Source organism: Bradyrhizobium australafricanum, assembly GCF_020329495.1.
In the GTDB taxonomy this organism is placed as follows: Bacteria; Pseudomonadota; Alphaproteobacteria; order Rhizobiales; family Xanthobacteraceae; genus Bradyrhizobium; species Bradyrhizobium australafricanum.
The window spans coordinates 102112-122976 of the sequence record NZ_JAGKJL010000019.1 but is presented as its reverse complement, the minus strand read 5'-3'; the positions used below and the strand labels follow the sequence as shown (position 1 = coordinate 122976).

The following is a 20865-nucleotide window of genomic DNA, read 5'->3' as shown; positions in this document are numbered from 1 at the left end:
TATCTGAACCTCTCGCTCCCCTATTGAACCATCGCGCCGATGCGTTGCCCCGCACGATCGAAACACAGCGGACGCACCAGTTGCAATTCAACCTCCTGGCCGGCCCGCAGCGGTTGATGCGGATCCGCCAGCGTCACCAGCGTTTCGCCCTTATAGTCGAGGTGAACGTGATTCTGCTCGCCGAGATGCTCGACGCGATGCACCCGACCGACCATCTGCCCGCCGTTGCGCGCGGCGATCTGAAGGTGCTCGGTGCGGATGCCGATCGTCTCCGTTTCCGGCGGTATCGCCACATCGGACAGCAGCCGTGCGGGCAGGAAATTGATCTGCGGCGTCCCGAGCCGCGACGCGACATAGCTGCTGGATGGATTTTCGTAGATCTCCCTCGGCGTGCCGAGCTGAAGCAGCCGGCCGTCCTTGATCACGCCGATCCTCGATGCCATCGTCATGGCTTCGACCTGGTCGTGGGTCACATAAAGGATGGTCGCGCCGAGCTCGAGCTGGATCCGTTTCAGCTCGAGGCGAAGCTCGGCGCGAAGCTTTGCATCCAGCGACGACAGCGGCTCGTCCATCAGATAGATCGAGGGATCGCGCACCAGCGCACGGCCGATCGCGACCCGCTGCATCTCACCTCCCGACAGGCGGGTGGCACGATTATTCAGCTTGCTGGCGATGTGCAGGAGCTCCGCGGTCTGCTCGACACGCTTCCGGATCAGCGGCTCCGGCACGCGCCGTGCCGGCGAGCGCAGCGGGAATGCGAGGTTGTCATAGACCGACAGATGCGGATACAGCGAATATTGCTGGAACACGAATGCGATGTCCCGTGAACCCGGCGGATCATGCGTCACATCGCGCCCGCCGATCATGACCGAACCGGCGTCGGGGCTCTCGAGCCCGGTGATCAGCCGCAGCGTCGTGGTCTTGCCGGCACCGCTCGGCCCGAGCAGGACAAGGAACTCACCGTCGTTCACCGTCAGTGAGAGGTCGCGCACCGCCTCCACCGCGCCGAAGCGCTTGCTGATGTTGCGCAAGCTGACGTCAACCATGGCGCCCCCCCTCCTCGCCGGCGGTCCTGATTGCAAGGCCGCTGCCGGCATCGAACAATGAGAGCCGACCGGAGTTGAATTCGAGGCCGACGGTCTCTCCGACCCGCACCGAGGCGCTCGACGGCAGCCGCGCCGCGACCCGTCCATAGGCGGTGTCGATTGTGACGATCTGCGTCGTGCCGAGATATTCCGCGCCGAACACCTCGCCGCGAACGGATCCGGCGTCGCTGAATCGAATATGTTCCGGGCGAATCCCGAGGGCCAGCGCAGCGCTGGCGCGGTCCTCGCGGATCTCGGGCACCACGAGCCTGGTGTCGTGAAAATTGATCGCCCGGTCACCAGATCGCAGGCCGCCCTCGAAGCGCAGGAAGTTCATCGGTGGCGAGCCGATGAAGTCCGCGACGAACATGCTGGCGGGCCGGTCATAAACCTCCTGCGGCGTGCCGATCTGTTCCACGCGCCCCTTGTTCATGATCGCGATCTGGTCGGCCATCGACATTGCTTCGAGCTGGTCGTGAGTGACATAGACCGTGGTCGCCTTGATGCGATCGTGCAAATCGCGCAGCTCGCCGCACATCAGATGACGAAACTCGGCGTCCAGCGCGCCCAGCGGCTCGTCCATCAGGAAGGCCTTCGGGCGCCGCACCATGGCTCGCCCGAGCGCGACACGCTGGCGGTCGCCGCCCGAGAGCTTTGATGTCTTGCTCGACAGCAGATGCTCGATCCGCAGCATCCGCGCGGTCTCCTGCACCTGCTCGCGAATCTCGTGCCGCGCCATGCCCTGGCACTTCAGCGGGAAGCCGATGTTCTGCCCGACATTCATATGCGGATAGAGCGCGAACAGCTGGAACACGAACGCGATATCGCGGGCGGCGGCGCGGTGGAACGTGACGTCCTCCCCGTCGAGCAGGATCTTGCCCTCGGTCGGCAGCTCGAGGCCGGCAATCATGCGTAAGGTGGTGGTCTTGCCGCAGCCGGAAGGGCCGAGCAACGCGAAGAAAGTGCCGTCGTCGATGGTGAAGGTCGACCCTTCCACCGCGGTGAACTGATCGAACGACTTGCGAAGATTTTCGATGCGGATCTGAGCCATGTCCCTATTCCGGAAAGTGGCTGACGAGGACGAAGCCTACCGTGCCGGCCAGAATCGTCACGAATGAATAGCTGTACAGATCGATCGAGAAGGGCTGCACCAGCATGAAGATGCCGCCCCCGATCAGGGTCATCGCAACGGCCTCCCAGCGCCCGCGGCTGAACAAGCGATGCAATGTCCCCTTGGCACCCTTAACAACAGCAGAACCGCTCATTTGCGCACCGCTCCGAAGGTGATGCCGCGCAACAGATGCTTGCGGAGCAGCACGGTGAACATGACGATCGGGACGACGAACAGCGTGGTCGCGGCGGCAACCGCCGGCCAGTCCTGCCCGCCCTCACCGATGATGAAAGGGATGAAAGGCGGCATGGTCTGCGCCTCGCCGCTGGTCAGCAGAACCGCGAAGGCGTATTCATTCCAGGAGAAGATCAGGCAGAAGATCGCGGTCGCCGCAATTCCGGTGACGGCCTGCGGCAGCACCACCTTGCGCAGTGCCTGCAGTCGCGTGTAGCCGTCGACGAGGGCCGCCTCCTCGTACTCGCGTGGGATCTCGTCGATGAACCCCTTGAGAAGCCAGACCGCGAGCGAGACGTTCACGGCGGTATAGAGCAGGATCATTCCGAGCCTGGTGTCGGTCAGGTTGAGCTGCCGGTACATCAGATAGATCGGGATCGCGACCGCAACCGGCGGCATCATCCGCGTCGAGAGAATGAAGAACAGGAGATCGTCCGCCAGCGGAATGCGGAAGCGCGAGAAGGCGTAGGCCGCGAGCGTACCGAGGAAGACGGCGAGGAAGGTCGAACCGAACCCGATGATGAGCGAGTTGACGAAGCGCGGGACGACTTTGGACGGTCCGGCAATGACCATGTCATGCTTGCGGACGAGCTTGTCATACCAGGTCTCCGGCGGCGGCAACTTGGCGATGAAATCAGGTGTCTGGCGGGTGCGCACCGTGAACAGGTTGACATAACCTTCGAGTGTCGGCTCGAAGATCACCTTGGGCGGATAGGCGATCGCATCGCTTTGCGACTTGAAGGCGGTGGCAACGATCCAGACTAACGGCAGGATCGTGATCAACGCATAGAGGATGACGAGAGCACCAGCGAATGCCTTGGTGCGCGGCGAGGCCTCGACGATCGAGTGTGCGCTCGATCTGGCCAGGACAGATTTGGCTACGGCAGCGGTCATCGTTGCTTCACCTTGTTGAGCGCTTTGACGTAGATGTTGGCGGCACCGAACACGGTCACGAACAGGATGATGGCAAGCGCGGAGGAATAGCCGGTGCGCCACTTCTCGAATGCCGCGCGCTTCAGTGTGATCGATACGAGCTCGGTGGTCGACCCTGGTCCTCCGGACGTCAGCAGGTTGACCATGTCGAACATCTTGAAGTTCTCGATCGCGCGAAACAGTACCGCCAGCATCAGGAACGGCACCGTCATCGGCAGCGTGATCGACCAGAACTGCCGCCAGGCCGAGGCACGATCGACTTCAGCCGCCTCATAGATATAATCCGGGATCGAGCGCAGCCCGGCGAGACAGATCAGCATCACGTACGGCGCCCACATCCAAGTGTCGACGAGCACGATGGTCCATGGCGCGAGCGCGACTTGCCCTGTCATGCTGAAAGAGCTCGGCGGCACACCGGTGAACAAGCTGATCAGATAGTTGAACGGGCCGATCTGCGGCTGCAGCAGCAGCGTCCAGAAATTACCGACAACCGCCGGCGACAGCATCATCGGCAGCAGGATGATCGTGGTCCAGAAGCTGTGGCCGCGGAATTGACGGTTGATCAGAAGCGCGAGCCCAAAGCCGACCACGACCTGCAAGGCGACCGAGCAGATCACGAATTGCGCGGTGGTCTGGAGCCGGAACCAGACGTCCTCGTCGTTGAGTATGTCGCTGAAATTGTCGAGCCCGACAAACCGCAGCGGCAGATAGGACATGCTGAGGTTGAGGCTGGTGAAGGACAGCCGGATCATCCAGACCAGCGGAAAGATGTTGATCGCGAGCAGCAGCGCAATCGTCGGCGCGACGAACAGCCATGCGATGGTCCGGTCGGACAGACCATGGCCGCGGCGCACGGCGCGGGATTTGGCGGGCTCGCTCACGCCCGGGATCGTAGCATGGTCGGGTTGCAGGATCGTCGTCATCTTGTCCATCGGCTGGGCTGGTTCGGCTTCCCCGAGGCTGACCTCGGGGAAGCCAGTTCAGTTGGGACGCGGAGTTCGGGCTATTGCGAGGCGACCTGCTTGCCCTGTTCCTTGAACACCTTGGTCCAGTCCTTGACCAGGAGATCGAGCGCCTGCTGCGCTGTGCCCTTGTCGGCGACGACGTAGTCATGCACCCGCTTCTGCATATCAAGCAGCAGCTGGGCGTAGGACGGCTCGGCCCAGAAGTCCTTGACGATGCCCATCGACTCCAGGAATTGCGGCGCGAACGCCGCGCTCTTCGGGAAGTCCGGCGCGTCGACCACCGCCTTGAGCGCCGAGTAGCCGCCGATCTGCCACCATTTCTGCTGCACGGCGGGCTGCGCGAACCACTTGATATAGGCGAGCGCGTCGTCCTTGCGGTCGGAGGTTGCAACCACCGAGATGCCCTGTCCGCCGAGCTGGGTGAAGTGCCCGTTCGGGCCGGCCGGATTGACGAAGAAGCCGATCTTGTCGCCACCGACATTCGGATCCTTGTAGAGGCCGGGGAAGAAGGCGAACCAGTTCATCTGCATCGCCACCTGGCCCGACTTGAAGGCATCGAGCCCTTCCTGCATGTAGGCGTTGGTCATGCCCGGCGCGGTGCAGCACTTGTAGAGCTCCTTGTAGAATTCCAGCCCCTTGGCCGCCTCGGCGGAATTGACGATGCCCTGCATCTGGTACGGCTTCTTCGGATTGTCGTAGCTGAAGCCGTAATTGTAGAGCACGTTGGTCACGCCCATCGTGATGCCTTCGGAGCCGCGCTCGGTGAAGATGTAGGCGCCATAGACCTTCTTGCCGTCGATCTCGCGGCCCTGGAAGAACTCCGCGATCTGCTTCAACTCGTCATAGGTTTTCGGCGGCGCCAGATCACGACCGTACTTGGCCTTGAAAGCCGACTGAATGTCGGGCCGCGAGAACCAGTCCTTGCGATAGGTCCAGCCCACGGCGTCGGCCATCGCCGGCAGCGCCCAGTAGTTCGCCGAATTCTTTGGCCACTGCGAATAGCCGACAACGGTCGCCGGGACGAAGTCGTCCATCGAGATGTGTTCTTTGTCGAAGAAATCGTTGAGCTTGACGTACCACTTGTTCTCGGCGGCGCCGCCGATCCACTGGCTGTCGCCGATGATCAGGTCGCAGAGCTTGCCGTGGGAGTTGAGCTCGTTGAGGAAGCGATCCGCGTAGCTCGTCCAGGGGACAAACTCGTACTTCATCTCGATGCCGGATTGCTTGGTGAAATCCTTGCCGAGTTCGACCAGCGCGTTGGCCGGATCCCATGCCGCCCAGCACAGCGTGAGCTGCTTACCCTGGGCCGCAGCTTCGCCCCCGCCAAATATCCCCAGCAGCGCCGCCCCGAGAACCGTGGTGGCCGCTGAGCTTCTCAGCCAATTGAATGTCCGCATATCCGTTTCCTCTCTCGTTGAAGCGTCCAACCCGCTCAGCGCGCCCTGCCGGGGCGACGCCAAGACCTGAAACCGAGTTTGAGGAGCGATGAGTGAAGGACGAGACGGACCGCTGCCGGAGACGGCTCCGGCATGGCTTGGGCTCCTCCTGCACATCGGCGCTCGATGCGCGATGTTTAGTTTTTTGTATTACTAAACGTAGTACTAAATTTTTTGGCTCGTCAAGCCGGTTCTCGCGACCCTGGCGAAAATATTCGCGACGCTCGCACGGGCACGCGTCGATGTTCGCAATGCAACAAATTGCCGGAGTATTGCAGCGAATGCGGCGAACAACGACTGCCGGCCTGGTCCAGCGGACGCAATTCGGCCCGTCCCGATAACAGGAAAGCCAGAAGGTCAGCCCCAGCCAGAATGTTTAGTATGCGACTTTACTGAACGTTCAACAGAGCGATTGAGCGCGCGAGCAGCCTCCGTGTCGGCCGAAATCTGCCATGCCGCGAACTGCCGGGCCCACCACTCGTGTTATCGACCGGACACCGGAATCCTGAGGCTTGCGGTCAAAATGCACCCCAATGTCAACGCCACACCCACGCCTGCGACACAGGCGACCCATCCGAAGTGATCGAACAATTGACCAAGCACCGCGCTGCCGACCAGGCCGCCGAAGAAATAGCAGGCAAGGTAGGTGCCGCTGGCAACCCCGCGGTTTGTTCGCGCCGCTTGCCCGACGAAGCCTGTGGCGCAGGCTTGCGCAAAGAAGGTGCCGACCCCGATCAGCACCATCCCCGCGAGCACATCCGCAAGGTGCGATGAGAGCATCAGTGGCAGGCCTAGAGCGGCGATTGCGAGACCGCCCCAAAGTGATAGGCGCATACCGAACAGTGCCACCGCTTTGCCAGCCAGCAGCGTCGTGACGACGGAGGGGAGAAATACGAAATAGACAAAACCCACCCCCATCATACCGAGCGACAGTGGGGCACGGACCAGGATGAAGTTGACGTAGGTAAAGGTGCCGATGAACGCGAACAGGATGCAGAAGCCAAGGCCGAAGGCCGCGCGTAGCGCCGGATCGCGCCAATGCTCTATCATTGCCGAAAGTGGCGATTGTGCCGGGCCGATGGAGTGCATGGGCTGGACGCGCTTGATTGTGAAGTAGACCAGCAGCGCGCCTGCGAGATTGAGCACGGCAAAGAAATAGAAATTCGTCGCCAGGCCCAGATTGTCGGACACGGACGCCGAGATGAGACGTCCGATCAGATTGCTTGCGACGTTCCCGGTGATATAGGCGGCGAAGGCGCCGCCAGCATCCATTGCGCTGCACTGTTCGCCCAGATAGGCAAGGGTTAACGTAAAGGCTGACGCCATGCAGAGGCCCTGCATGATGCGAAGAATGGTGAAGACGGCAAGGTTCGGTGCGACGGCAAGCAAGCTCGTCGGAATCGCGAGCAGAAGCAGGCTTGCCAGAATGCCGGTCCTGCGATCGATGTGCGGGCTGAAGGATCCGACCACCAGTCCTGCGACTGCCATGCCGATCGTGCTGGCATTGACGGCGAAGCCCATCGCACCGGGCGTGACGCCGTAGTGCCGCGTCAGAGTTGGTAGAATTGCTTGAGTTGCGAACAGGTCGACGACGGTCAGGAATGCGGTGAGGCCGATCACCAGAGATCGCAGCGCCACGTCCGGCGAATGACCGTGCTCTTGCATTGGTTTCGCCGTGACTTCCATCGGCATATCAGTCATCGCCGCAGCTCCTGTGATCGAAGGGAGATGTAACGCCCGGGCGTGCGGGGCCAACACGTGGCTCCCGGGTCGTCACATCCGGTAACGAGGCGTGGGGCTGGAGCACTCGTTACATGTTGTGGTCAGTCGGATCCTTGCGAACGTCGCCGACATAGAGAATGACGGTCTCTTTGCCGAGGTTCTTCCACCAATGCGAGGTGCCGTAGACCTCCGGTCGCAGGTCACCTGCCTTGTGCACGATCGGATCGATGCAGTTGCTGGCGTATTCGACGACCTCGCCCTGCTGGACAAAGATCAGCGCCGGCCGATCGTCATGGCTGTGCCAGGGCACGATGCCACCGGGCTCGATGGTCAGCTTGCGGAAGCGCAGTTCGCGGCCCTCGATATGCGCGGGTTGCTTGCCGAGATCGATGGAGCCAAGCGTCACGTCGGTAACACCAACCGGCTTGTAGTCCACCATCGAGCGGGCATTGGCCTTCATCTTGTCGGCGGGACATTCACCGGCGAATGTCGCGGATGCTGTCGCGAGCGAAACGGCAATGGCGCTCGCGACGCCGAGAGCTTGCCGGATCTTGCGCGAGGTTGCGATGTCATTGAACATGTTGTTGTCTCCTTGATGTCGCGGCCCCGAAAGGCTGGCCGGCGTGTCAGGAGCATCGCGCAAGGCCTTTGCTTCGGGAAATGCCGGTTGGCTGTTGAGTCGATAGCGGCGGGCTATGCGACTCAAGCGCGGCCGAGCATGTGCTTGATGTCGGACGCGAAGGTCGGACAGGCGGAGATGTGGTCACGAAGCTCGCTCCCGCGGGTGCCGAGTTTCATTGCAAGGCCGAACATATCTCCAAGTTCATGACCGGCATGGCCCATGATGGACATCAGGAAAGGAACGGTAGCGAATTTGCCAATTCACAGTACGTTATAGCGTGACATAGAAAACCCCTCGGGGGACGGCTATCCTCGCTCAGGCGTCCAAACATGAAATGCGGGCGCGCTCTGATATCGATAGCCCAATGCTATCGAGCTTTGTGCAATGCTCCTGGCGGAGACAAAGGCGCCTCTGGTGGGCGGTCCGCGCAGGAATCGCCATCTGAAGGTCAAACATACGGGAGCAAGGGATGACATCGCTTTCCCCAGCCGACGCCGAGCGGCTCAAGGTCGCCTTTCAGCGCTGCCGGGAGATGGAAGGCACTCTCAACGAGCAGCTCCAAGCCTATGCGGCAGCAGGCCGGGAAATCTTTCCGGCCTATGGCGACGCAGTCGATCGCCTCGTTATCAGGGTCAACGAAAATGGCGGCGGCGAAAACGCGCCGCGTCCTGGCGAGCCGATGCCACCTTTCGTGCTACCCGATGAAAGCGGTCGCCTAATCGCCTTGCCCTCTCTGCTCGAGCGAGGCCCGGTGGCGGTCATGTTTTTCCGCGGCCATTGGTGCCCGTATTGCCGGCTCAATGTCAGGGCCGTGATCAAGGCCTATGACCGCATCAAAGCTCTGGGGGCGGACGTCGTCGCCGTCATGCCCGAGACACAGGAATATGCGGCAGAATTCAAGTCCGAAGCCGGAGCACCGTTTCCAGTGCTGACCGATCTCGACAATGGCTATGCGCTGTCCCTCAACCTGGCGATCTGGCTTGGTGCAGAGATTGAGCGGCTTCTCTCTTATCTCGACATGCCGAGCTTTCACGGCAACGACGGTTGGGTGTTGCCGATTCCTGCGGCCTTTGTGATCGGATGCGATGGCATCGTCAAAACGCGCTTTGTTGATCCCGACTTCCGGCGCCGCATGGCGATCGAGGATCTACTCGGAGCTCTGAAGGACGCGAGGTAGGCACTTCCGGGCGACCCGCGTGCATTGGTACTCTCACGCGGCTCGGCTCTTCTCCAAAAACTGCCGCCAATCGGTGCCACGCAGCATGCGCATGACGGCAGATGCGACCGCAGTTCGCTCGCGACCGGCGATGCCGTAGAGATTGACCGTGCGTCGGGCATCGAGTCCCTCGACCGAGGTACGTTTGAGCGTCTGCGGTATCCGCGAGGTGTCAGGAACCACGGCGATGCCGATACCGGCCTCAAGCAGCTCAATGAGATCGCGCTCGCTCGAGATTTCGTGGCAATGATCGACGTCTATGCCGTGCTCTCGCAAGACGGTGTTCAAGCGCGGGCCATACTCGCAGTACCCACGCGACAAAAGCTGTTCGGAACGCAGATCATCGAGGTCGATGCTGTCCTGATCGGCAAGCCGGTGGTCAGCGTTGACGACGAGCTGAAAGTCCTCCGTAAATAGCGGCCAGGTGTCGAGCCGCTCCCAATTCGGGTCGAGCTCAGCTGCAATTCCTAGCTCCGCCTCGCCTTTCTTCAGCATGTCTCCGACTTCGCGGCCATTGCCACGGAGAAAACGGAATTCCAGCCGATTGAACTGACGCTTGATCTGATCGAGGAAGGGAATCAGCAGACACAGATCGATCGAGTGGGTGAGCGCGATTCTCAGGGCGCCGATCTCGCCGCTCTTGAATGACGAGGCGAGCGAGCGCGCGCCGGCGGCGGCCTCGTAGCATTGCTTCAGCAAGGGGTGCATGCGCTGACCGAGCTCGGTCAATCCGGCCGGACGCTCGCGGCGAAACAGGTTGCCGCCAAGCTCTGCCTCGAGTTGCTTGATGGCCCGCGTCAGCGATGGTTGGGTGACATTGCACTCATCCGCAGCACGCGTGAAGTTAAGCGTCCGCGCGACCGCGAGGAAATACCGAACCTGATGCATTTCCATGGTCGAACTCCCCTGATCCGGCCAGCAGTCTAGCCGATTTAGGGCCACGGCGGCCATAGCGCGCACCTATGGTTTTGGAAGCCAAAGGGTATTTCCGTAAATCCGTTTTGCGATGCAGATTTTGGCGATCGTGGATACTGCCGACGACGCAAACGAGATTGAGAAGATGAATCTCCAGATCAAATCGCATGCCGCAATGGACGCAAGAATGCTCGATGGCAGAGTAACCCTGGTGACCGGCTCAACCAGCGGGATCGGGCTTGGCATCGCCCGCGCGCTTGCCGCGGCTGGCGCAAACGTGATGCTGAATGGCTTCGGAGCCGCGGCCGAGATCGCCAGGACGAAGGATGCGATAGAAGCCGATCATGGCGTCAAGGTCGGCTATTCAGCGGCCGATATGACGTCGCCAGATGCGATCGCCGAGATGGTCGCGGTGACGCTGGCCGACTTTGGTCGGCTCGACATTCTCATCAACAATGCCGGTATTCAGCACGTCGCACCGCTCGACCAGTTTCCGGTCGAAAAATGGGATCAGATCCTTGCGATCAATCTATCGTCCGCGTTCCACACCACGCGGCTGGCGTTGCCGGCGATGCGCAAACAAGGATTCGGCCGCATCATCAATGTGGCATCTGCGCATGGGCTGGTCGCCTCGCCGTTCAAGGGGGCCTATGTCGCCGCCAAACACGGCATTGTCGGCTTGACAAAGGTAGCGGCGCTCGAAATCGCCGAGGAAGGTATTACGTGCAACGCCATCTGCCCTGGCTATGTCTATACCCCGCTGGTCGAAGCTCAGATCGATGGACAAGCCAAGGCGCATGGAATCTCTCGGGATCAGGTGATCCGCGACGTGCTGCTAGCCCAGCAACCGAATAAGCGCTTTGCGACAGTCGAGGAGATCGGTGCGCTGGCGGTTTTCCTGGCGAGCGAAGCAGCCGCGTCGATTACCGGAATTGCTTTGCCGGTCGATGGCGGTTGGACAGCACATTGAGACGACGCCCGTAACAGAGCCGGGCGCGCTTGCGAATATTAGACCAGGCCGGAATGGGAGCACAACATGCAGGACAGAACTTCGTCGCGAAATATCAAATCGCTGGCCAAGGATCTCCCCGGCCAGGTCGTTCTGGTGTTGCAAGGCGGCGGCGCCTTGGGCTCGTACCAGGCAGGTGTCTATCAAGCCTTGCACGAAGCAGGCATAGAGCCGGACTGGATCATCGGCACATCGATCGGCGCCATCAATGCCAGCCTCATCGCCGGCAATCCGGTCGAAAACCGGCTGTCACGCCTGAAAGAGTTCTGGAAGCGGATGGAGCAAAATCCGGTCTGGAACATCCGGACGGCCTTTCCCGACTTCAATGACCGGCTATCCTACTGGGCGACCATTACCCACGGAGTTCCCGGCTTTTTTCGTCCAAATGCCCTTGCTCATGCGGGTGACAGCTACCCGCTGGGTGCCGAACGGGCCGGCTATTACTCGACCGCGCCACTGGAGCAGACCCTGTGCGAACTCGTCGACATCAAGCTGCTCAACAGCTGTTCGCCGCGCCTGACGGTCGGGGCCGCCCACGTGCGGACCAGCCAGATGCGCTATTTCGATAGCCGCGACGGCGAGCTCACCATCAGGCATATTATGGCTTCCGGCGCGTTGCCGCCGGCCTTTCCCGCCGTCCGGATCGACGGCGAGCTCTATTGGGACGGCGGTATTCTGTCCAACACGCCGACTGAAGTCGTGTTCGATGACAATCCCCGCAAGAACTCGCTGATCTTCGCTGTCCATCTGTGGAATCCTGCGGGTCTCGAGCCGACCACGATGGCGGAGGTGCTGAATCGACACAAGGATGTCCAATATTCCAGCCGCATCATGAGCCACATCGCACGCCAGCAGCAGGCGCATCGGTTGCGTCACATCATCAACCAATTGGCCGAACGGCTGCCCGACAGCGAACGCAACACCCCGGAGGTGCGCGAACTGGTCGGTTACGGCTGTCAGACACGCATGCACGTCGTGCGTCTGCTTGCGCCGCAGCTTGATCGCGAAACCCACACCAAGGACATCGATTTCAGCCCGCGCGGCATCATGCAGCGGTGGGACGCTGGTTACTCGCACACGAGAGCAGCCCTTGAACACGCGCCGTGGGTCGGCGAGTTTGATCCGCTGTCGGGCGTGATCCTGCATGAGCAGATGGAATTGATGCCGGTGGCGGCGGAATAGGGTGCGATCCAGGAACAGGATTGTGTGATGGGAAGAATGACTCGTCCGATCCAGCTTCCGCAGTGGAGAGGTCGAGGGACGCCACCTTGCCGCGCCGATCTCATAGCCTCGTGGACGAGCGAACCGACAGCCCACGAATAGGGCCTCGCCTTGACCGTGGTCAGGCTTAGTTCCCGCCAGAACTCAGGATTGACCAGCGGGCCGGCAACGACGTCTTTCTTCGATGTCGAATGCTGCCGCTTTCGAGCATGGGCAGCATCCAGTCGTCTGTCTGGTACCGGCGTGTCGGCTATTTCGATTGAAGTGTCACGACAGGTGACCACGTGTCGTCAACACCCGACCGCTCGAGGAGCTTGCAGCGGTCGAGCATCAGTTCAGTCGGCCTGTCGTGAGGACGCTGGCGCAAGACAGCCTCGAAGCAGCATATGGCGCCGGCGAAGTCGCGCTTGCGATATTCAAGTAGTCCCTGTTCGTAATCGATGATCCAGGCCGGGTAAGCGTCGCCTGTAGCCGAACCGATCAGTTCATGCACGGCGAGGCCTTCCGTCTTGCCGTAGACGGCTATGCGATCGATCTCGCGTGTGATCATGGCCCCCTGAACGAGGCGCTTGGTCTCGGCGCCGATCAGAATTTGCGTCTCATAGTGCTTGTTGGCACCTTCGAGGCGGCTCGCCACGTTCACGGCATCGCCAATCACCGTGTAGTTCAGCCGCAATTCGGAGCCGACATTGCCAACCAGCATGCGGCCGGAATTGATGCCGATCCGGATTTGCAGGGGATGGCCCTGGTCGTCCCTGACGCCCGCGGCCTCAATGCCTTGGCGGCAGACGAGTGCTGCACGGCAACCGAGCAGAGCATGTTCGGCCTGCGCTGTCGGCGCGCCCCAGAATGCCATCACAGCGTCGCCAATGAATTTGTCGATGGTGCCGCCGTGGGCGACGATGACTTCGGAGGCGACGTCGAGATATCGCGACAACAGCGGCACAACCCGATCCCCCATGCGCTCGGAAAGCCCGGTGAAGCCGGCCACATCGATAAACATTACCGTCAGCTCCTGGATCGAGCCGCCAGGTTTCGCCTCGATGCCCTGGCGAAGGAGCGACCGGACCAGATCGGCAGGAATGAATTTGCGGAAAGCAGACAAGCCCTGCGCCATCTCGGCTATCGCGCCCGAAAGGCTCGAAATCTCGGCGAGCCGCGACGGGTGGCGGCGCACCTGTTCCAGCGCAAAACTTTCCACATGTCGGATTTCGCCGACCACACGGGCGAGCGGTGCGGCGATCACCGACCGCGCCAGCATCGCAGAGAACAGGGCGGCGAGCAGCGCACCGATGGCAAGACCGATGATGAGCCGTCGCAGCGTGGTTTCGACCGGGCCAAGAAACTCAGCCTCAGGGATCACGGTCGCCAGGCACCAGCCGGTAAATGGTAAGGGCGTCAGCCCAACCTCATAGGCTGCGCCATCGAGGGTAAGCCGCCGCCGCCAGGCTTCCTTGCGACCGTCCTCGCCGGCCAGTGTCAGAGCCATCCGCGCCAACGGCAACAGATCGATCCGGCTGTGCGCGGGATGCAGTTCGTCGGCGTTCTTGTCGGGAGCCGCGATCAATTCGTCGCCGGCACCGAGGATGAAAGCCGTTCCGGTGCGGCCGACCTCGAGCTGGGCGAGGAAACGGGAGAGCCTGGTGTACTCGATGATGATCGCAAGGACGCCCTGACGTTCCTGATAGACATCGATCGGCCCCGCGAAGGCGATCGATGGGCGCGGGCCGATCGGATGGTCGACGACCCCGAACCACTGCGGGCCCTTGGCCTCCATGCCGATCTTGAACCAGTCCTGCATAGTGACGCTAAAGTCTGTGGGTTCGAAACGGCGGGATTCAAATTCGATGTCGCCGGGGATAACTTCATATTCGTCGATGCGGCGCTGGCCGACATGGTCGATCTTCGAGATCTCCATCATCTCGAGATGGCCGTCACCGAGCTTATGCGCGGCGAAGAAGGAACCGTCGGGCCACCCGAAGGCGACCCAGGAGATCGTCGCTTGCGACTGCAATTGTGATAGGAACACGAACTCGCGCTTGTCGGCCTCGCGGGTATCGAGCACGTTCTGCAGGAACAGCGTGCGCACGGCGGTGTGGGCGGCGCGCGCTTCATTGACGATCGCGGACACCTCTTTGCGAACGGCAGCAACGATCTGTTCGTTGATCGTCGAGGCGAGCTGCCGGCTGATCGATTCGGCCGTGCGCCACCAGAGCAGGCTTGAGGCTGCTGCGGTGAGCAGGATCGCCGTAAGGACCAGCGCCGAGACGGCAAGACGAATGCTGATCGTCAGCATCCTCGCCGAAGACGGTGACCGCGGTCGTTCGAGGGCGCTTGAGCGTTCAAAGGCGTTCATGTTGGCCTTCGCCGGCGGTCGGAGGGCTTGATGGCGATACGCTTGCGTCCGGCAGATTGTTACGTCTCGGAATTATGACAGGCGGAGCGTCGCCATCGCCAATGCTCGACCCGCCCGGTTTCCATAGCGACAAGGCATTGGAGGCTCCGGTCGATGTCAGCGTATTTGATCGGCACGCAGACGGCACAAGAGCCATTTGCGGGACACCTGCAGCGAAGTCACGGATTCGTGAGCTGCCAAAACCGTAACGGCGGCAGCGAACGGAACGAACCTTTCGATGCGCCCCCGACGCCTCAGGAGGCGACGCAAAATAACGATGTGGAGAGATCTATGAAGAATGTCATCAGCTCGCTTGTCCTTGCCGGCGCCGTTTCGACCGCACTTGCAACCCTTGCCACCGCCGCTCCCCTCACCAAGGCCGAGGCGGATGCAGCGACCGCGGCCCACAAGGAGAAGTGCTTCGGCGTCGCGCTGAAGGGCCAGAACGATTGCGCGGCCGGCCCCGGCACGACTTGCCAAGGCACCTCGACAGTCGACTTTCAGGGCAATGCGTGGAAGTTCGTGCAGGGTGGCACCTGCACCAGCATCCAGCTTCCGAACGGGAAGACCGGATCGCTCAAGCCGGTCTAGTCGCACCGCACGGCAGACGTTCACGATCATAGAGAAAGCGGAGAGACGACATGAACGCTGCGATCTCGTCCCGGTTGCTCGCAGCCGAGCCTCCCCGCTTTCCCGCGCTTGCCATACATGGCCTGGCTGGCACCAGCTTCAAGCCCGGGCACCTTACTGCGATCCTTGGCGCGGGACGGCAGCGTGGCTTCTTCGAGGTGCATGCAGAGAATTACATGGGCGCGGGCGGGCCGCCGCATCGCGCGCTGGAAGCCGTGCGCCGCGATCATCCGGTATCATTGCATGGTGTGTGCATGTCGATCGGCGGCGAACGGCCGCTCGACAAGGCGCATCTGAAGCGCTTCCGCGATCTCGTCGAGCGTTACGAGCCCGCGCTGGTTTCGGAACATCTCACCTGGTCGACCCACGAAACCACCTACTTCAACGACCTGTTGCCACTACCCTATACCGAAGCGACGCTCGCACGGGTCTGCGATCATATCGATCAAGTGCAAGACGCCATCTGGCGGCCGCTGCTGCTGGAAAATCCGTCGACCTATCTCGCATTCACCGAATCGACGATGAGCGAGACCGAGTTCATCCGCCGCGTCGCGGAACGCACCGGATGCGGACTGCTGCTCGACATCAACAATGTGTTTGTCTCGGCAAACAATCACGGCTTCTCCGCGCTCGACTATCTCTCCGACTTTCCGTTGTCACGCGTCGGCGAAATCCATCTCGCCGGTCATGCCGAGCAGCTCGACGATGAAGGCGACCTGCTCCTGATCGATAGCCATGACGGACCGGTCACGGACGCGGTGTGGAAGCTGTTCGAGATCGTCGTCTCGCGTTGTGGTCCCGTCCCGACGCTGGTCGAATGGGACAGCAAAATTCCGGACTGGCCAGTGCTGAAGGCTGAAGCGGCCGCGGCGCAAGCAATCCTCGACCGCCACCAGCGGGAGATGCGCTATGCTGCCGCTTGAGGAGGAGTTCTCGTCCTACGCGGCGCGCTTCGCGGCTGCGCTGATCGACCCCGGGCGCGAGACACCCTCGCTCGTCACCGGGCCGAACGGAAAGGCGGCGGTCCGGCGCTACAATGTCTATCGCAACAACGTCACGGTCAGCCTGATCGATGCGCTTGCCGCGGTCTACCCTGCGGTCCAGCGCATCACGGGCGTCGAGTTCTTCCGTGCCATGGCGCGTTTCCATGTCCGGGCCTCGCCGCCAACATCGCCGCTCTTGCTCGACTATGGCCGCGACTTTCCCGCGTTCATCGAAACCTACGAATATGCCTGTGCCATGCCCTGGCTAGCGGATGTCGCGCGGATCGAGCGGGCCTGGCTCGACGCCTATCATGCCGCCGATGCCGCGCCATTGTCACGGGATGTGCTCGCTCTGGTTCCGCCGGAGCGGCTGGCGGATGTGGTGTTCACCGCACATCCTGCAGCAGGACTCGTCCGCTCGCCTTTCGCGGCGGTGACGATCTTCGCCGCCAATCGCGGCGGAGAGATGCCGGGTCAGATCGACGCGGGAACGCCGGAAGATGCTCTGATCACCCGGCCCGAGATGGACGTCGTCGTGCGCCATCTGCCCGAGGGCGGCGCGGTGTTTCTGACAAACCTGATGTCCGGACGGCCGCTTGGCGACGCCGCAGCGTCCGCACTTCAGTCCTCGCCCCGCTTCGACATCGCGGCGAACATCGCGGGCATGATCGAGGCGGGCGCTTTCACATCAATCAATTTCGGAGAAGCATGATGGTCATCGATCAGCATTTTGGCGCCAGTGAACGCCACCGGCTGAGCCACCTCGCTGACAAGGCCGAGCACCTGATCCAGACAGTGGCCTTGCCGTCGCTGGTTCAATTCGTGATGCGCGTGGCGCTGGCGGTGCCGTTCTGGAAATCCGGCATCCTGAAATGGACCGGCTTCCTCAAGCTGAGCGACACCGCGGTGACGCTGTTTACCGATGAGTTCATGCTGCACCTGCCGGGCGGGCCCTATCACTATCCGCTACCTGCGGTGATGGCATTCCTGTCCGGATGCGGCGAGATCACCTTTCCGGTGCTGCTGGTGCTCGGCCTCGGCACCCGCTTTGCCGCACTCGGGCTGTTGTTCATGACCATAATTGTCGAACTCACCGTGCCCGACGGCTGGCCGATCCACCTCACCTGGGCGGCGATGGCGCTCGGGATCATGGCTTGGGGACCGGGACGCATCTCGGCGGATCATCTGATACACGGATTCCCTCGGCAAGCGAACTGAGCACATCAAGCTTTACGACCGCATCCCTTTTCCTGCCGCTCATAACGGTCTGGTTGCAGATTCGAGTCCTGCCGGGCCCACCAAGACATGTGGAGCCGTCACCGTTTCAATAGGCGCGCGCGAAGTCACCCTCCTGCTTGATGTCAGTGAATACAGGGAAGCGCGCCTTCCACGGCGTGCCCTTCGCCGTCGTCAGCTTGTTGAGCCGCTCAAGCACGCCGAGGCCATCCTTGCGCAGACCCGCCGAGACCGCCGCAAGGTCCGGGAAATTCTTCAGGACGGCATCGAGCCAGATGGTGCGACCGGCCAGGAAACCGCCCGCGCCCGCGGCATAGGCGAAGTCGAGGACGCGTTCGAATTTTTCCGGCGCGGCGCCGCCCGACAGCAGGACCCAGGGAATGCTCCGCTCGCGGCAGATATCGCCGATCGCATCGAATTCCTTCTGCGCGGCCTTGGCTTCCGCGCTGCCGTCACGGGCCGGCAGACTGTTGGCCGCGAGAGGGCTCTCAAGCTTCAGGAGATCGACGCCGTATTCGGGCTTGGCAAACTCGCGCACGCTATCGATGACGAGACCCGGGAGCTTGCCAGGCGATTCCACATAATCGGCGGTGTGATTGGCGCTACCAAGGAACGGATAGACCAGCAGTTCAAGAACATAGGGAACGTCGTGGCGGGCGCACTCCTCGCCGATCTCGCGCACGAAGCGCTTCTGATGCTCGTTGACCGCGGCGTGCGCATCCGGCCGATACCAGGCCAGCACCTTGACGGCGTCGCCGCCCATGGCGCGAATTTTCTCCACACTCCAGTTGGCGATCGCGCGCGACTTGCGACCGCCCGCGGTCTCCTCGACGCGATGCTCCTCCAGCGTCATGATCAGGCCGCAGCGCGGCGGCAACAGATCGATCGCGGCGGGCACGGCAAAATTCGGGTCGAACAACATCGAGCTGCAATGCGGCGCAAGGTTTTCGACGAGGAGCCGCTTGGCCGCCGTGACGTCGGAATATTCGACCTGATCCCGCGTGATTCCCTTCGCCTTCGCAATGGCATCGAACAGCGGCGGCCGCTGATCCAGCGCCACCATGCGAAAGTGGCCTTCCGCGTCAGCAAGGCGGCCCAGCCCGCGGTTCTTTCCAATCGTTCTCATGGCTTCGTCCTCATGAATGCAAGACAGTCGTTGATGGTGGGGATTCCGTTGCGGCCACCGGCGTGGCGACATTTCATCGCGGCCGTGGCTGCAGAAAACGCCATGGCGTTGCGCACATCGAGGCCGACGCCGATCGCAAGGGCATAGGCGCCATGGAAGACGTCGCCGGCGCCGGTGGTATCGACGACATCGACGGCATAGGCGGCGTGCCGGTGCAGCTGGCCATTCTCGTACCAACTGACGCCGCCCTCGCCGCGCGTGACGGCGATGACACTGCAGCCGAACCGCGCCAGTGCTGCGAGAGATTCGTCTTTGGCAGATCCGGCGAAAGAAGCGAGCGCAGGCTCGGAAAAGATCGCGTGGTCGGTCAGGGGCAGCAGTCGCTCGAATACCTCGGCATCAGCCATATCGCCGTCGAGCACCGTCGGAATGCCGCGCGCACGCGCCTCGCGAAACAGCGTCGCGGCACCCTCCACCCAGCGCGGATCGGCCAGCACCGAGGATGCGCGAGCGACGGCTTCAAGCGGAAGCCAATCAGCCGCTTCCGGAAAGAGACCACGGAAGTTCACGATCTGCCGCTCGCCCGAACTGTCGACAATGATCCCCGAGACCGACGAGCGGCCATCGGGAAACAGCCGGAAATTCTCGACGTCGACACCTTCGGCCGCAAAAGCCGACCGCATCTCGTGCCCGGCGGCATCGTCCCCTGCCCGCCCCCAGAACGCGACGGAGGCACCGAGCCGCGCGACCGCGACCGCGGCATTGGCGGCCATTCCGCCGCCAAGGGTACCGTAGTCGATGGCCTTTATCTTCTCGCTGTTGCCCGCAAAGAGCCGATCGACGCGCCAGACCTGATCGAGCGCGGATAGCCCAAGGCAGATCACCTGGACGCCCCTGGCTCCCGACGCCACATCCGCGAGCGCCGAAAGAGCTGCTATGTTCGCCGATGCGCTCACCGCAAAACCTGCCCGTTCGCTGCATCGAACAAATGCGTCTTGCCCGGCTGGGGCCGCAAACTGAGGCGATCGCCGGGCTTTGGTCGCAACGCTGGATCGACCCTTGCGATCGCGGAGACGCCGGCGAGATCGAAATGGATCAGCGTATCCGAGCCGAGCGGCTCGACCAGCTTGACGTGGATGGCGATGCCGTCCGCCGCATCGGTCGTGACGGCAAAATGTTCAGGACGAATGCCGAGCACGGCATTTCCCGCCTGCTGCAGGCGGCTTGCGGCCTCGCCGTCCAGCGGCACCGCCGTTGCGCCTTGCGAAAGGATCGCGCGCTCCTCACGCCATTCGACCGGGAAGAAGTTCATGGCCGGCGAGCCGATGAAGCCGGCGACGAACTGGTTGGCCGGCCGCTCGTACACTGTCTCCGGCGTGTCGTATTGCTGGATCGCCCCGTTCTGGAGCACCACGATCCGGTCGGCCATCGTCATGGCCTCGATCTGGTCATGGGTCACGAAGACCATGGTGGTCTTGAGCTCCTGCGATAGCGCCTTGATCTCGGCCCGCACCTGCCCGCGCAGTTTTGCGTCGAGGTTGGACAACGGCTCGTCGAACAGGAACGCCTTGGGATTGCGCACAATCGCACGGCCCATGGCGACGCGCTGGCGCTGTCCGCCGGAGAGCTCCTTCGGCTTGCGATCGAGATAGGGCTCGATGTGCAGGAGCGCGGCGGCACGCTTCACGCGCGCATCGATCTCCGCCTTTGGCGTTCCCCGCAGCTCCAATGCGAACGACATATTGTCGTAGACGCGCATGTGCGGATAGAGCGCGTAGTCCTGGAACACCATCGCAATATCGCGCTGTGCAGCTTGCACGCCGTTGACGCGCTTGTCGCCGATGTAAAGGTCACCCGACGTGATCGGCTCGAGACCCGCAATGATTCGCAGCAGGGTCGACTTGCCACAGCCGGACGGCCCGACGAACACCACGAATTCATGGTCCGCGATCTCCAGATTGAGATCGGGGATCACGGTGAAACTGCCGTAGCGCTTGACGAGGTTGCGGATCGAGATCGAGGCCAT

Annotated in this window: 21 protein-coding genes; 8 read left to right on the top strand and 13 right to left on the bottom strand. The window is 62.1% G+C overall.

Translation table 11 applies throughout. The features are described 5' to 3' along the window. Positions 1-20 precede the first annotated feature (20 nt). The 8 genes from J6525_RS18895 to J6525_RS18860 all read right to left on the bottom strand — a co-directional run bounded on the left by J6525_RS18895 (position 21) and on the right by J6525_RS18860 (position 8066). Positions 21-1046 carry an ABC transporter ATP-binding protein gene (locus J6525_RS18895; RefSeq protein WP_225645771.1) on the bottom strand — a complete coding sequence of 342 codons (1026 nt, stop codon included), beginning with the start codon at positions 1044-1046 and terminating at the stop codon, positions 21-23. Continuing rightward, positions 1039-2136 (bottom strand): ABC transporter ATP-binding protein, encoded by a 1098-nt coding sequence (locus J6525_RS18890; RefSeq protein ID WP_225645770.1) that lies wholly within the window; start codon positions 2134-2136, stop codon positions 1039-1041. Before J6525_RS18890 ends, J6525_RS18895 begins: the two co-directional genes overlap by 8 nt. Positions 2137-2140: 4 nt before the next feature. Further along, positions 2141-2350 carry a hypothetical protein gene (locus J6525_RS18885; protein ID WP_225645769.1) on the bottom strand — a complete coding sequence of 70 codons (210 nt, stop codon included), beginning with the start codon at positions 2348-2350 and terminating at the stop codon, positions 2141-2143. Then, the gene (locus J6525_RS18880) at positions 2347-3324 is read right to left on the bottom strand and encodes a carbohydrate ABC transporter permease (protein WP_016843403.1); all 978 of its coding nucleotides are present in this window, start codon (positions 3322-3324) and stop codon (positions 2347-2349) included. The genes J6525_RS18885 and J6525_RS18880 overlap by 4 nt, the downstream gene beginning before the upstream one ends. Further along, positions 3321-4295, bottom strand: a complete 975-nt coding sequence (locus J6525_RS18875; protein WP_141339626.1) for a carbohydrate ABC transporter permease — start codon at positions 4293-4295, stop codon at positions 3321-3323. The genes J6525_RS18880 and J6525_RS18875 overlap by 4 nt, the downstream gene beginning before the upstream one ends. A 71-nt stretch (positions 4296-4366) precedes the next feature. Next, positions 4367-5725, bottom strand: coding sequence for an ABC transporter substrate-binding protein (locus J6525_RS18870; RefSeq protein WP_028335636.1), 1359 nt, complete (start codon positions 5723-5725; stop codon positions 4367-4369). Between the two features lie 522 nt (positions 5726-6247). Continuing rightward, complete coding sequence (locus J6525_RS18865) at positions 6248-7465, bottom strand: MFS transporter (RefSeq protein WP_225645768.1); 1218 nt, start codon at positions 7463-7465, stop codon at positions 6248-6250. A 109-nt stretch (positions 7466-7574) separates the two neighbouring features. Further along, a complete protein-coding gene (locus J6525_RS18860; RefSeq protein ID WP_092086005.1) occupies positions 7575-8066 on the bottom strand; it encodes a cupin domain-containing protein in 492 nt (163 codons plus the stop codon). A gap of 511 nt (positions 8067-8577) precedes the next feature. On the opposite strand from J6525_RS18860, the gene J6525_RS18855 reads away from it, so the two are divergent. Next, positions 8578-9285: a peroxiredoxin-like family protein gene (locus J6525_RS18855; RefSeq protein WP_225645767.1), complete on the top strand. Its 708-nt coding sequence runs from the start codon at positions 8578-8580 to the stop codon at positions 9283-9285. Between the two features lie 33 nt (positions 9286-9318). Here the strand turns inward: J6525_RS18855 and J6525_RS18850 are convergent, their stop codons facing one another. Beyond that, complete coding sequence (locus J6525_RS18850) at positions 9319-10218, bottom strand: LysR family transcriptional regulator (protein ID WP_225645791.1); 900 nt, start codon at positions 10216-10218, stop codon at positions 9319-9321. A gap of 166 nt (positions 10219-10384) precedes the next feature. On the opposite strand from J6525_RS18850, the gene J6525_RS18845 reads away from it, so the two are divergent. Together J6525_RS18845 and J6525_RS18840 are read left to right on the top strand one after the other, a co-directional pair. Further along, positions 10385-11209 (top strand): 3-hydroxybutyrate dehydrogenase, encoded by an 825-nt coding sequence (locus tag J6525_RS18845; RefSeq protein ID WP_092086013.1) that lies wholly within the window; start codon positions 10385-10387, stop codon positions 11207-11209. Between the two features lie 66 nt (positions 11210-11275). Further along, complete coding sequence (locus tag J6525_RS18840) at positions 11276-12430, top strand: patatin-like phospholipase family protein (protein ID WP_225645766.1); 1155 nt, start codon at positions 11276-11278, stop codon at positions 12428-12430. 289 nt (positions 12431-12719) lie between these two features. On the opposite strand, the gene J6525_RS18835 is transcribed toward J6525_RS18840, so the two are convergent. After that, on the bottom strand, positions 12720-14390 hold the full coding sequence (locus J6525_RS18835) for an adenylate/guanylate cyclase domain-containing protein (RefSeq protein WP_225645765.1): 1671 nt from the start codon (positions 14388-14390) through the stop codon (positions 12720-12722). Between the two features lie 118 nt (positions 14391-14508). Between J6525_RS18835 and J6525_RS47970 the strand changes: the two genes are divergently transcribed. From J6525_RS47970 to J6525_RS18810, 5 genes are all read left to right on the top strand, one after another. Further along, entirely contained in the window at positions 14509-14856 is a 348-nt protein-coding gene (locus tag J6525_RS47970; protein ID WP_225645764.1) for a hypothetical protein, read from the top strand. Between the two features lie 299 nt (positions 14857-15155). Beyond that, positions 15156-15455: a BufA1 family periplasmic bufferin-type metallophore gene (locus J6525_RS18825; RefSeq protein WP_038377692.1), complete on the top strand. Its 300-nt coding sequence runs from the start codon at positions 15156-15158 to the stop codon at positions 15453-15455. Positions 15456-15505: 50 nt separating this feature from the next. Beyond that, on the top strand, positions 15506-16417 hold the full coding sequence (gene bufB, locus J6525_RS18820) for an MNIO family bufferin maturase (RefSeq protein ID WP_225645763.1): 912 nt from the start codon (positions 15506-15508) through the stop codon (positions 16415-16417). Next, positions 16404-17189 (top strand): HvfC/BufC N-terminal domain-containing protein, encoded by a 786-nt coding sequence (locus J6525_RS18815; protein WP_225645762.1) that lies wholly within the window; start codon positions 16404-16406, stop codon positions 17187-17189. The genes bufB and J6525_RS18815 overlap by 14 nt, the downstream gene beginning before the upstream one ends. Continuing rightward, positions 17189-17695, top strand: coding sequence for a DoxX family protein (locus J6525_RS18810; protein WP_225645761.1), 507 nt, complete (start codon positions 17189-17191; stop codon positions 17693-17695). Before J6525_RS18815 ends, J6525_RS18810 begins: the two co-directional genes overlap by 1 nt. Positions 17696-17801: 106 nt before the next feature. On the opposite strand, the gene J6525_RS18805 is transcribed toward J6525_RS18810, so the two are convergent. The 3 genes from J6525_RS18805 to J6525_RS18795 form a co-directional block, all read right to left on the bottom strand. Continuing rightward, the gene (locus tag J6525_RS18805; RefSeq protein ID WP_225645760.1) at positions 17802-18839 is read right to left on the bottom strand and encodes a tagatose 1,6-diphosphate aldolase; all 1038 of its coding nucleotides are present in this window, start codon (positions 18837-18839) and stop codon (positions 17802-17804) included. Continuing rightward, complete coding sequence (locus tag J6525_RS18800; RefSeq protein WP_225645790.1) at positions 18836-19723, bottom strand: sugar kinase; 888 nt, start codon at positions 19721-19723, stop codon at positions 18836-18838. Before J6525_RS18800 ends, J6525_RS18805 begins: the two co-directional genes overlap by 4 nt. Before the next feature lie 68 nt (positions 19724-19791). Then, positions 19792-20865 (bottom strand): ABC transporter ATP-binding protein, encoded by a 1074-nt coding sequence (locus tag J6525_RS18795; protein ID WP_225645759.1) that lies wholly within the window; start codon positions 20863-20865, stop codon positions 19792-19794.

What these genes read in the sequence shown, in the direction of transcription:
- J6525_RS18895 (WP_225645771.1), bottom strand. Translation starts at nt 1,046, where the DNA reads ATGGTTGACGTCAGCTTGCGCAACATCAGCAAGCGCTTCGGCGCGGTG.
- J6525_RS18890 (WP_225645770.1), bottom strand. Translation starts at nt 2,136, where the DNA reads ATGGCTCAGATCCGCATCGAAAATCTTCGCAAGTCGTTCGATCAGTTC.
- J6525_RS18885 (WP_225645769.1), bottom strand. Translation starts at nt 2,350, where the DNA reads ATGAGCGGTTCTGCTGTTGTTAAGGGTGCCAAGGGGACATTGCATCGC.
- J6525_RS18880 (WP_016843403.1), bottom strand. Translation starts at nt 3,324, where the DNA reads ATGACCGCTGCCGTAGCCAAATCTGTCCTGGCCAGATCGAGCGCACAC.
- J6525_RS18875 (WP_141339626.1), bottom strand. Translation starts at nt 4,295, where the DNA reads ATGGACAAGATGACGACGATCCTGCAACCCGACCATGCTACGATCCCG.
- J6525_RS18870 (WP_028335636.1), bottom strand. Translation starts at nt 5,725, where the DNA reads ATGCGGACATTCAATTGGCTGAGAAGCTCAGCGGCCACCACGGTTCTC.
- J6525_RS18865 (WP_225645768.1), bottom strand. Translation starts at nt 7,465, where the DNA reads ATGACTGATATGCCGATGGAAGTCACGGCGAAACCAATGCAAGAGCAC.
- J6525_RS18860 (WP_092086005.1), bottom strand. Translation starts at nt 8,066, where the DNA reads ATGTTCAATGACATCGCAACCTCGCGCAAGATCCGGCAAGCTCTCGGC.
- J6525_RS18855 (WP_225645767.1), top strand. Translation starts at nt 8,578, where the DNA reads ATGACATCGCTTTCCCCAGCCGACGCCGAGCGGCTCAAGGTCGCCTTT.
- J6525_RS18850 (WP_225645791.1), bottom strand. Translation starts at nt 10,218, where the DNA reads ATGGAAATGCATCAGGTTCGGTATTTCCTCGCGGTCGCGCGGACGCTT.
- J6525_RS18845 (WP_092086013.1), top strand. Translation starts at nt 10,385, where the DNA reads ATGAATCTCCAGATCAAATCGCATGCCGCAATGGACGCAAGAATGCTC.
- J6525_RS18840 (WP_225645766.1), top strand. Translation starts at nt 11,276, where the DNA reads ATGCAGGACAGAACTTCGTCGCGAAATATCAAATCGCTGGCCAAGGAT.
- J6525_RS18835 (WP_225645765.1), bottom strand. Translation starts at nt 14,390, where the DNA reads ATGATGGAGATCTCGAAGATCGACCATGTCGGCCAGCGCCGCATCGAC.
- J6525_RS18825 (WP_038377692.1), top strand. Translation starts at nt 15,156, where the DNA reads ATGAAGAATGTCATCAGCTCGCTTGTCCTTGCCGGCGCCGTTTCGACC.
- bufB (WP_225645763.1), top strand. Translation starts at nt 15,506, where the DNA reads ATGAACGCTGCGATCTCGTCCCGGTTGCTCGCAGCCGAGCCTCCCCGC.
- J6525_RS18815 (WP_225645762.1), top strand. Translation starts at nt 16,404, where the DNA reads ATGCTGCCGCTTGAGGAGGAGTTCTCGTCCTACGCGGCGCGCTTCGCG.
- J6525_RS18810 (WP_225645761.1), top strand. Translation starts at nt 17,189, where the DNA reads ATGGTCATCGATCAGCATTTTGGCGCCAGTGAACGCCACCGGCTGAGC.
- J6525_RS18805 (WP_225645760.1), bottom strand. Translation starts at nt 18,839, where the DNA reads ATGAGAACGATTGGAAAGAACCGCGGGCTGGGCCGCCTTGCTGACGCG.
- J6525_RS18795 (WP_225645759.1), bottom strand. Translation starts at nt 20,865, where the DNA reads ATGGCCTCGATCTCGATCCGCAACCTCGTCAAGCGCTACGGCAGTTTC.